Source organism: Actinophytocola sediminis, from assembly GCF_054779715.1.
The window spans coordinates 164,267-174,424 of sequence record NZ_BAAGXS010000080.1 but is presented as its reverse complement, the minus strand read 5'-3'; the positions used below and the strand labels follow the sequence as shown (position 1 = coordinate 174,424).

The following is a 10,158-nucleotide window of genomic DNA, read 5'->3' as shown; positions in this document are numbered from 1 at the left end:
CCGACCAGCAGGCCACGCCGCGCGCCCACCGGCGCCCGGCCGCCGACCGCGCGCCGCCGGCCTGACGGATCCCGCACTGGACACCCGCGGCTGTCTGCCTGGCGGCGTGCGGTCCAGCGTGACGGATCCCCCGCACCGCACACCGTTCGTCTCCTTCCGTACTCCTTCCGCTGGAGGAATCCGTGCCGCCCACCCCCGCGCGGCGAGGCCTGCTCATCCGCGTGCTGCTCTCGCTCGCGGTCCTCGCCGCCACCGCCTACCTGCTGCTCACCACCTCCCCACGCCTCGGGCTGGACCTGCGTGGCGGCACCCAGATCGTGCTGGAGACCCACGACTCCCCGACCGTGCAGGCCAACGCCGAGAGCACCGACCTCGCCATCGAGGTGCTGCGCCGCCGGGTCGACGCGCTCGGCGTCTCGGAACCGACCCTGGCCAGGTCCGGCGAGCAGCGGATCGTCGTCGAGCTGCCGGACGTGCAGGATCCGGCCGAGGCCGTCGAGGTCATCGGCCAGACCGCCGCGCTGACCTTCCACCCGGTGGTCGGCGTCGTCGATCCCGCCGCCGCCGAGAACCCGCAGCTGCCGGAAGGCCAGCGGATCGTCACCGACGAGTCCGGCCAGAAGCTCCAGCTCGGCCCCGCCGCGCTCAGCGGCGACGGGGTGGAGAACGCCAGAGGGGCGAGCAACCCGCAGGGCGCCGGCTACGTCGTGGACATCGAGTTCCGCGACGGTCAGGCCTGGGAGAAGCTCACCGCCGACGCAGCCTGCGCGCAGCCGGGCGACCCGGCCCGCCGGGTGGCGATCGTGCTCGACGACGAGGCGATCTCCTCGCCCCAGGTCGACCCCGGGGTCACCTGTGGCGTCGGCATCCTGGGTGGCGGCACGCAGATCACCGGGCAGTTCTCCCAGGAGGAGGCGGCCGACCTCGCGCTGCTGATCAACGCGGGCGCGCTGCCGGTGCCGGTCGAGGTGATCGAACAGCGCACGGTCGGCCCGACGCTCGGCGAGGAGGCCATCGACACCAGCGCGCGGGCCGCGATCATCGGGCTGGCGCTGATCGCGGCGTTCCTGGTGGTGGTCTACCGGCTGGCCGGGTTGGTCGCCGTGGTCGCGCTGGCCGCCTACGCCGGGGTGTCCTACGCGGCGCTGCTCGCGATCGGCGCGACGCTGACCCTGCCGGGGCTGGCCGGGTTCGTGCTGGCCATCGGGATGGCGGTGGACGCGACCGTGCTCGCGTTCGAGAGAGCGCGCGAGGAGTATTCCGGCTCGCTGCCACGAGCGTCCGAACGCGGGTTCCGCGGCGCGCTGTCGGCCATCGTGGACTCCAACGTCACCACCCTGCTGGCCGCCGGGCTGCTGTTCTGGCTCGCGTCCGGGCCGGTGCGCGGCTTCGGGGTGACGCTGACGATCGGTGTGCTCGCCTCGATGTTCACCTGTCTGGTGCTCACCAGGGCGTTGCTGGACCTCACGCTGCGCTCTCCGCTTGGCAGGCCGAAGTTGAGCGGTATCGCCCACCAGGGCCGGGTACGTGCCTGGGTGGAGCGCCAGGACGCCGGCTGGCTGGCCAAGCCGGCGCGGTGGCTGGCCGGGTCGCTGGTCGCGATCGGGCTGGCGCTGGCCGGGATTTTCGCCGTCGGGCCCAACCTCGGCGTCGAGTTCACCGGCGGCCGGCTGCTGGAGTTCGACACCGGCGCGCAGGCCGACGTCGAGCAGGTGCGGGAGGCGGTCGGCGAGGTCGGGTTCCCGCGCGCGGTCGTGCAGCTCTCCGGTGAGGACGCGGTTTCCGTGCGCACCGAGCCGGCCTCCGACGAGGAGGCCGAGCAGATCCGGGCCGCGGTCGGCGAGGCCGCTGGCGGCGCGGAGAAGGTCCGCGACGAGCAGATCGGCCCGAGCCTGGGCTCCGAGCTGTTGGTGAAGGCGTTGATCGCGCTCGGGTTGGCCGTGCTGGCGCAGCTGATCTACCTGGCGGTGCGGTTCGACTGGCGGCTCGCGCTGGCCACGGTGATCGCGCTGGCCCAGGACGTGTTGCTGGTGCTCGGGATCTTCACCTGGCTCGGCCTGACCATGGACGGCGTGTTCCTCGCCGCCCTGCTGACCGTGATCGGCTACTCGGTCAACGACTCGGTGGTGGTGTTCGACCGGGTGCGGGAGCTGCGTGGGCGCAAGCGGCGCGAGCCGTTCCACCGGATCGTCGGCGAGGCCGTGCTGCAGACGTTGCCGCGCACGGTGAACACCGGTATCGGGGTGCTGTTCGTGCTGGGGGCGCTGTTGTTCCTCGGCGACGGGTCGCTCGCGGACTTCGCGCTCGCGCTGCTGCTCGGGCTGGTCGTCGGCACGGTGTCCACAGTGGTCACCGCGGGACCGGTGGCCATCATGCTCGACCGGCGCTATCCGGGTGCCGGGCGGGTGCGCACCCCGGCGCGGCGGCAGGAACGGGAGGGCAGCGGCGCCGTGGTGTGACTGGGTGGTGTGACTGGGACGTGCCGAGGCGCTGGTGAGAGCGGGCGCGCGGGTCGCCATCGGGGACCTCGCGGTGGCGACGGAGGCCGCGAGCCGGCTCGGCGCTGTTGTCCGGGTGCCGGGCGGGCTGCGGAGCCGTCTGGTGCCCGTGAGGCAACCATCGGGCGGCGTAGGTTTGCCTTCCTGGTCTACGCCCCCGGGCGTAGACCGGAATCCTTCGTGCGCCCGATGCCCCGCCCGCGCCGACCTGCGATTGTTGTTGGTAGGCGCGCAAACGTGAGCACTGGCCACGGCCGCCGGGCGGTGCACGTCAACTCCGCCTCGCGACGCGCCGGCCTCCTCCCCCCTGGCCGGCGCGTCGCCCCCTCTCTCCTGAGTCGCGCCCCCTTCGGGTGAGCTGTTAGAAAGGGTCACCACGTCTCCGGAGGCGCTCATGGCGAAGAAGGGCGGCCTGCTCGTCGCCGCGGCCGCCATGGCGATCGTGCTGGCCAACACCGATGACGACGGCGGCGGTGACCCACCTCCGGTCGACGCCATCGCCGGCCAGTTCGCGGCCAGCCGGGAGGCGATGCTGCGTGGCGAGGCCACCGTCGCCTGGTCGCGCATCGGCATGCGCGCCGCGCCGGGCGACCTGCGCCGCCGCGACCCCGACTGCGCCGCGCACGCCTACGGTCAGGTCGGGCGGTACCTGCGGCGGGTGCCGTGCCAGCGGCTGGACCGCCTGCTGTTCACCGTGGACGACAAGGGCGGCAACACGATCGCGATCGCCGTGGCGTGGGTCCGGTTCGACACGCCGGCACAGGCCGCGGAGTTCAAGCGGATCGACGACACCTGGGGCACCGGGCAGATCCGGCCACTGCCGGGCGCCGAGCTCGGCCTGCCGGCGATCCGGCTGTCCGGCCAGCACTACGCCTCCCGTCAGGTCGGCGCGCTCGCGGTGGTGGCCGAGGCGGAGGAGGCGGCGGCCGGACAGCTCAGCGACTCCTTTCTGGACCAGATCGCCACGGTCGCGGCGTTGCTTCCGCACCGCTGAATGTGGCGGGAGTCTCATCAGGATGCCGTTCGTCGCAGCCAGATGGCCGATTGACGACACAGGGTTTGCCAACCGGGCCCGATTAGAGGCAAGATCTGGCGGCAGTTGCCTGCTGGAAACGGTGGAAGGATCCAGTGCACGACCAGACCGTGCAGGTCGACGACCTCCGGCTCGTCGCGCTGCCAAGCGCCATTAACTGTGCAGACTTGTTTGTACGGTTCACCCTCACCGAGTGGCGAGTCGCGTCCATGATCGAGGACGTCGCCAACACCACGAGGAGTCTTGTGCGCGCGGTGGTCGGCAAGGTGGACAAGTCCGTACCTCCAGCCATGATCACTGTTCGGCTACGCCTTTCGGGCAGCCGGATGTCCGTCGAGATAGAGGACGAGCGGGCCAGCCCCCGGCTGGCCGTTCCGCCTGAGCTGCCGCACTCGAGCAGCGGGGTGGAGGCGCTCGGCGGAGGCCAGCTCATCTGGTCGGACCTACCGCTGCCAAGCGGTATGGACGCGACCGTGGTGCCGCTGCCCCGCCGAGGCACCACCAAGGCCGCCGCCGTGCGTCCCCCGGAAGAGGAGAACCAGACCGACCTGGACGACGACGTGATGAAACGGATCCTCAACGCCCTCAAACGGGAACCCGGTCAACCCGGCTGAGCCGCGGCGGGTCGGCGGGCACCGTCGAGGTCGGCGTGGTTCCGGTCAGCAGCCGGAAGTCCCGGTTGAGATGGGCCTGGTCGGCATAGCCGCAGGCGAGCGCGACGTCCGCGAGCGGGCGGCTGGCCAGCAGGGACATCGCCAGGTGCAGACGTGCCATGCGGGCGACGGTCTTGGGGGTGAGGCCGATGTGCTGGCGGAACCGGGTGGCCAGATGTTGTCTGGTCCAGCCGAGTTCGTCGGCCAGCGCGCCGATCCGCACCCGGCCGGCGGAGTCGGTCAGCCGCTGCCAGACACCGCGCAGCTGCCTGGTCAGTTCCGGCCCGGCGCGCAGCCAGGCCAGCAGGGTCTCATCAAGCAACTGGAACCGGGCCGGCCAGTCCGGGATCTCGGCGAGTTGTTCGGCCAGCAGGCCGGCGCGGGTGCCGAGCAGGTCGCCAAGGCTGACCACCCGGTTGGCCAGTTCGCCGAGCGGGACGCCGAACAACGCGTGTGCCCCCAACGGAGTCAGCCCGAGCCCGATGCCACGAATCTGGCCGGGGTGCTCGACCGCGGTCACCGGCCGGTCGTGCAAACCGCAGACCGGGTTGAGCGGAATACCGGTCCTGGCGGGGGCGACCAGGTCGATGCCGACCATCACCACGCACAGCGGGGTGAACTGCCACGGCGCCGGTTCGGTCCGGACGTGGTCGCGTGCGGTGTAGCTCAGTACGTGTGCGGAGAGTAGCGGGTGCGGGTGGCGATACAGCAGCTCGGGCAGCCGCGAAACCTGCTGACCCGGTAGCACGATCGACCAGTCGCCCATACCGCAGCTTACTTTCTTTCAAGACGGTCCCAGTCGCGGTCCGTAGTTTCTGGCTATGAAACGAACTGGGGATTTCCGCGGCCCGGCCGACCGGGCGAGCTACCTGGAGGCCTACGCCACGGCGATGCGCCACGGACCGACGCCGGACAAGGAGCTGGACGTCGACACCGCGTTCGGCAGCACCCGGGTCTACCGCTACGGCGCGGCCGACGCGCGACCGATCGTGATGCTGGCGGGGATGGCCGGCTCGGCCGCCAGCCTGGCGCCCTACGTCGAGGGCTTCGCCAGGCGCCATCCGGTGTACACGGTGGACACCATCGGCGAGGCCGGGTTGAGCGTGCAGACCGCGCCGCTGCGCGACCACGCCGACCGGGCCCGCTGGCTCGACGAGGTCATGGCCAAGCTCGATCTCACCGACGTGCACCTGGTCGGCTGGTCGACCGGCGGCTTCTACGCGGTGCACCAGGCGATCACCGCGCCTGCCCGGCTCAGGTCGGTCACGCTCATCGAGCCGACTACGGTGACCGTCGGGTTCGCGCCGAAGATCATGCTGATCGCGCTCGCCGCCGCGATCGTCAACCGGGACTCGATGTGGCGCCGGTTCATGCGGTGGTCGGCCGGCGAGGACGCGGATGACCGGCCGGAGGTCCAGGTGACCCTCGCCGCCATCCGGCACTTCCGGGCCGCCATCCCGCCGCAGGTCCGCCCGCCGGCCAGGGCGATCGCCACGATCACCGTGCCACTGCTGGCGTTGTTCGGCGCGCACAGCACGGCGCAGAACGCGCCGAGGGCGGCCGCGCGGTTGCGTGCGCTGGTGCCGCGGGCGGAGGTCGAGCTGTGGCCGGAGTTGACGCATGCGGTGTCGGAGCGGGATTTGGCACGGATCACCGAGCTGGTCCTCGCGCGGAGCTGATGGGGTTAACCCATCGGGGTGATCTCCTCGTAGCGGGACGGGTCCTCGATTCCGGGGACGCCACCAGGTTGGACCGGTGGGAGGGCGGAGACGGTGCCGGGGGGTGGCATGGCGGCCTTGCGTTTGCGGGTGGTGGCGGGTTTGCGGCCGGACTTCGCGGCGGTTCGGGGTGGATTGGCGGGTTCGGGACGGGCCTTCTCCGGTTCGGGGACCGGGGCCGCGCGGCCGGCTGGGGGGTTACCGGCCGCGCGGCTGCTCGGGGGCGGGAAGGTCGGTGCTGGTGGGACGGCGGCGAAGACGCGGTCGCGTGGGGGTTTGTCCGGCACCGGGCCGGCGGGGGCGGCGCGCGCGATGGCCGGCATGCCGGGGGATGACGCGTCGGCGGGCGGGGAGGGGTGGACCGGCGGCAGGTTCGGCGAGGACGCGGTCGGGGGGGTCCGCGCCATGCGCGTGGAGGGCATCGGACCGACCGGACGCATGCCCGGCGAGGTGCCGACCGGACCGCCCGGCCCCAGGTGCGCCGGCCGCATGCCGGGCGAGGACTCCAGCGGACCAACCGGACGCATCCCGGGCGCGGAGTCGACCGGGCCAACAGGACGCATCCTGGTCGCGGAGTCGACCGGCCGCATCCCGGGCGAGGTCCCCACTGGACCGCCCGGCCCCATTCCCGGGTGTACCGGCCGCATGCCCGACGAGGACTCCATCGGACCAACAGGACGCATGCGGGGTGCGGAGTCGACCGGGCCGACGGGACGCATCCTGGCGGACTCGGTCGGGCCGACCGGGCGCATGCCGGGCGAGGTCCCCACCGGACCGTCGTTCGGGCGCATGCCGGGCGATGTCCCGGGACCCGGCGGACGCATTCCCGGCGAGGACATCCCGGGATCCGACGGCCACGGCCCTGGCGGCCCGACAGGGCGCATCCGGGACGAGGACGCGGCCGGGTGCACCGGCCGCATCCCGGACGAGGACTCCAGCGGGCCAACGGGACGCATCCCGGATGACGACGCGGTCGGATGTGCCGGCGGCATCCGGGACGAGGACTCGCCCGGACCAACGGGACGCATCCGGGTCGCGGAGTCGACCGGACGCATGCCCGGCGAGGTGCCGACCGGGCCGCTCTGCCGCATGCCCGGATGCACCGGGCGCATGCCGGAGGACGACTCCAGCGGGCCAACCGGCGGCATTGCCGGTGATGACGCCTCGGGATGGCCAGGACCCATCCTCGGCGGCAACGCCCGTGGCGGCAACGGATCCGGCGCCGACGATGTCGGCCACGACATCTCCTGACCCGGATACCGTGCCCGCGCCGCGGGCGGGAAGGTCGGCCGAACCGGCGGACCAGGCGGAACCGGCGACCCAACCGGTGCGGAGAACACCGGAGGGGTCGCCGGAGTCATGGGTGGCGCCGACATCGGTCGCGAAGACACCGGTGGGATCTCCCCGGTCTGCGCGAGCTCAAGGAAAGTCGGCGGCCGCGAAGCCGCGACAGCTGGCAAAGAGGCAGCCGAACGCGATGCCGATGACAAGGACGACAGCGCTGCCGAATGCGAAGACGGTGCTGAAGACGATGGCGATGGCGATGGCGAAGATGACGGCGCTGCCGAACGTGGCTGCACAGATGACGACGATGACGACCTCGCCGAACGTCGCGGTGATGCTGATGGCGACGGCGAAGATGACGGTGTCGCCATTGGCGGCGGCATTGGCGGCGGCATTGGCGGCAACGCCGGCTCGGCGTGCCGGCCGACCGGCTCCATCGCCGGGATGGACGCCATCGCCGGCCCAGCCTCGTCGTATGCCGCACGCGCGCGCGGCGAGTAGTCCGCCGGCACCGGTCGCTTCCCCGCCCCGCCACCGCCCGGACCGACCGGTGGGATCGCGGTCGTCTCCTCCGTCGACGCCGGCCGACCCGGCCGGTTTCCCGGTCCGCCACCAGCACCGATCGGTGGGATCGCGGTCGTCTCCTCGGCCGCCAGCACCCGCCGCTGCGCCCGCGTCAGCTTCGTCTCCCGGACCGTGGGGATCGACTGTGTCGCGTCGAGTGCCGCACGTTCCGATCTCGAACCGCGAACTTGCGGAATCGAGTCCGTCACCTCCTCTGTACGGGCCCGTCTACCGGGCCGTCCCGATTCCGGCGGCTCCGGCCGGGAATGGCGCCCGGAGCTCGCCGCGTCCAACGCACCGGCCAGCGGCGTCGACGGCGGCGCGTCGTCCGGCCTTGCCCGCCGCCCGGACGGGGAATCCGCGTACGGCGCGGCCCCCGGCTCCGGCTTGCGCACCACCGGCAGCCTCGGCGACGAGTCCACCGCCGGCATCGACAGCCACGAGTCCATCGCCTGCACCGAGGGCAACTCCGGCCACGGCTCACCCGACCCGGCCGCCGGCATCGACGGCCACGAGTCCTCCGGGCCGAGCGGCGGCGTGTCCAGCGGACCGAACCGCGGCATCGCCGGCCCGGGGTCACTGCGCCTCGGCGGCCGCGACGACCACGAGTCGTCCCGCCCGATCGGCGGGAACCCACCCGGCGGCATCGACGGATGCCCCGGGGAGAAACCGCCGGTGGGCAACGAGTCCTGTGCCCGAGCGGTCTGGTCGACCGGCCCGGGGTCCAGCGCGCGGGCCACCGCGGCGTCCATCGCCGCCGCGGCCTCCATCGCGCTCATCGCGTACACCGGAATCGCCTGGGTCGCCGGCGCGCCGTCGGTCGCCTGGGTCTCCACCATGGAGTTCAGCGCCTCGAGGGCGGCCGCGGTGTGGCTGGGCATGGCCGGCTGGGCGGGCGGGGGCTCCCGGCGCGGCGGCGCGGGCGCCGGGCGGCGGTTCATCGCCTCACCGGTCCGGTTCGCCAACTCCGCGGTCCAGTGCAGCATGCCGCGCGGGCTGTCAAAGCCCATCACTCCGATCAACTCTCCATTGCTGACATAGCCGGTGACCCGTTGGCCGACATCGACGGAATCGGTCAGTGGCACGGTGTCCTGCGCGAGCGCCGGCAGGCCGGCACCCTGGATGCGCATCCCGTGCTGATCGGTCCAGAACCTCGGCAGCGGGGTGTAGGGCCGCGCGCTCGCCGCGCCGGCCAACAGGTTCTCCGCCGCCGCCCGGCCCATCTCGATCGCGTTCAGCCAGTGCTCGACCCGGCGCGGCGCGGTGTCGAACCGCAGGTTCGGCCAGCGCGCGACATCACCGGCGACCACGATGCCCTCGGCGCCGATCGCGTGACAGGTGGCGTCGCACATCACGCCGTCGTCCAGGATCAGGCCGGAGCCACGCAGCCAGCTCACCGCCGGCACCGCGCCGACGGCCAACACCACGCAGTTGGCCACCACGACCTGCCCGGTGGTCAGGTGCATGGCCACGCCGTCCTGCTGGCGCACCCAGTGGTGCACCTCGGCATCGGTCACGATCTGCACGCCGTGCGCCTCGTGCAACGCGGTCACCGTCTCGCCGAGGTCCGCGCCGGGCACCCTGGTCAGCAGACCGTGGTCCTTGGTGATGATCGTGGCGTCACGACCCAGCGCACGCGCCGAGGACGCCAACTCGCAGGCGAGGAAGCCGCTGCCGATCACCGCCAGCCCACCCTTGCCGCGCCGCAGGCTCTTCTGCACCGCGACCGCGTCGGCGATCGTGCGGACCACGTGCACGCGCGGGTCGTGGCGGGGCGCTCCCGGCAGGTGCCGTGCCTGCGAGCCGGTCGCGATGACCAGCCCGTCGTAGACGATCTCCTCGCCGCCGGGCAGGTGCAGCACGTGCTCGTCGGGTTCCAGGTGCGACGCGCGCACCCCGTAGCGCCAGACCGCGTCCAGGTCGGTGAGTACCGGCAACATCAGCTCACGCGGTCGCGCGACGCCGGTCAACAGGTGCTTGGTGAGGCCGGGACGGTGGTAGGTCCGGTAGGGCTCCTCACCGATGACGACCAGCTCACCGCCGAAGTTCAGCTCCCGGAGCCGTTCGGCGGCGCGCAGGCCAGCGGCCCCACCACCGACGACAACGATTCGCTCCCGGCCCATTCAACGCCTCTCGGTTAACTCGATCGCCAGCATCGGGCAGCTGCGTACCGCCGCCTTCGCCTGCTCGACCTGCTCGTCGGGCACCGTGCGCAGATACCGGAGCCCACCGTCGGTCGTCATCCGGAACAACGTCGGCGCCTCCGCGACACAGATCCCGTAGCGGCGGCAGCGGTCGTTGTTCACGCTCACGTGGTTGCGCCCGCGTGCCTTGCCCTTGCTGGCAGCGGTTTTGCTGGCAGCGGTTTTGCGTGCGCCCATCACATGTCCTTGTCGCGCGCGCGGGTC

At 72.5% G+C, this 10,158-nt stretch carries 7 protein-coding genes; 4 read left to right on the top strand and 3 right to left on the bottom strand.

Annotation, left to right across the window (positions count from 1 at the left end; genetic code table 11):
* The first annotated feature begins 182 nt into the window (after nt 1-182).
* The 3 genes from secD (at nt 183) to ACYVIP_RS38060 (ending at nt 4,145) form a co-directional block, all read left to right on the top strand.
* Nucleotides 183-2,459 (top strand): protein translocase subunit SecD, encoded by a 2,277-nt coding sequence (secD, locus tag ACYVIP_RS38070; RefSeq protein ID WP_460405504.1) that lies wholly within the window; start codon nt 183-185, stop codon nt 2,457-2,459.
* A gap of 433 nt (nt 2,460-2,892) precedes the next feature.
* Nucleotides 2,893-3,492, top strand: a complete 600-nt coding sequence (locus tag ACYVIP_RS38065) for a hypothetical protein (RefSeq protein WP_460405502.1) — start codon at nt 2,893-2,895, stop codon at nt 3,490-3,492.
* A gap of 206 nt (nt 3,493-3,698) precedes the next feature.
* Nucleotides 3,699-4,145, top strand: coding sequence for an ATP-binding protein (locus ACYVIP_RS38060; RefSeq protein ID WP_460405500.1), 447 nt, complete (start codon nt 3,699-3,701; stop codon nt 4,143-4,145).
* Here ACYVIP_RS38060 and ACYVIP_RS38055 read toward each other — a convergent pair.
* Complete coding sequence (locus ACYVIP_RS38055; protein WP_460405498.1) at nt 4,117-4,950, bottom strand: helix-turn-helix domain-containing protein; 834 nt, start codon at nt 4,948-4,950, stop codon at nt 4,117-4,119. The genes ACYVIP_RS38060 and ACYVIP_RS38055 overlap by 29 nt on opposite strands.
* Nucleotides 4,951-5,005: 55 nt before the next feature.
* Here ACYVIP_RS38055 and ACYVIP_RS38050 point away from each other — a divergent pair, with 55 nt between their 5' ends.
* A complete protein-coding gene (locus ACYVIP_RS38050) occupies nt 5,006-5,863 on the top strand; it encodes an alpha/beta fold hydrolase (RefSeq protein WP_460405496.1) in 858 nt (285 codons plus the stop codon).
* 5 nt (nt 5,864-5,868) lie between these two features.
* Here the strand turns inward: ACYVIP_RS38050 and ACYVIP_RS38045 are convergent, their stop codons facing one another.
* Nucleotides 5,869-9,873, bottom strand: a complete 4,005-nt coding sequence (locus tag ACYVIP_RS38045) for an NAD(P)/FAD-dependent oxidoreductase (protein WP_460405494.1) — start codon at nt 9,871-9,873, stop codon at nt 5,869-5,871.
* The gene (locus ACYVIP_RS38040; protein ID WP_460405492.1) at nt 9,874-10,131 is read right to left on the bottom strand and encodes a ferredoxin; all 258 of its coding nucleotides are present in this window, start codon (nt 10,129-10,131) and stop codon (nt 9,874-9,876) included.
* Nucleotides 10,132-10,158: the final 27 nt, after the last annotated feature.